The sequence below is a fragment of the Pontibacter sp. JAM-7 genome (assembly GCF_048548695.2).
Lineage (GTDB): Bacteria > Pseudomonadota > Gammaproteobacteria > Pseudomonadales > Balneatricaceae > Neptuniibacter.
The window spans coordinates 1-239 of the sequence record NZ_JBLYIF020000076.1; the positions used below are offsets into that span (position 1 = coordinate 1).

The following is a 239-nucleotide window of genomic DNA, read 5'->3' on the forward strand; positions in this document are numbered from 1 at the left end:
ACCAAAGCGGGTAGAAGCCCATTCATGCATCCAGTGCTGGTTTCACTAAGCTTGATTATTCTGATGCTGAAAGCGTCAGTCACTGGGTATCGGACTTATATGTTGGGTGGCCAATATATTCATTTTTTGATGGGTCCCGCAGTGTTCGCATTGGAAGTGCCGCTCTATGATAACCGGGCGATGATCAGACGCATCTGGTTACCGCTCTTGATCGGCTGTTTGTCGGGTCCTGTTCTGGC

The 239-nt window shown here is 49.4% G+C and carries 1 protein-coding gene; it reads left to right on the forward strand.

Features of this window, described 5'->3' with window-relative positions; all coding sequences use genetic code 11:
* Positions 1-24: 24 nt before the first annotated feature.
* Positions 25-239, forward strand: a 215-nt coding sequence (locus ACFVYJ_RS13925) for an LrgB family protein (protein ID WP_463255476.1), incomplete at its 3' end; no start/stop codon positions are given.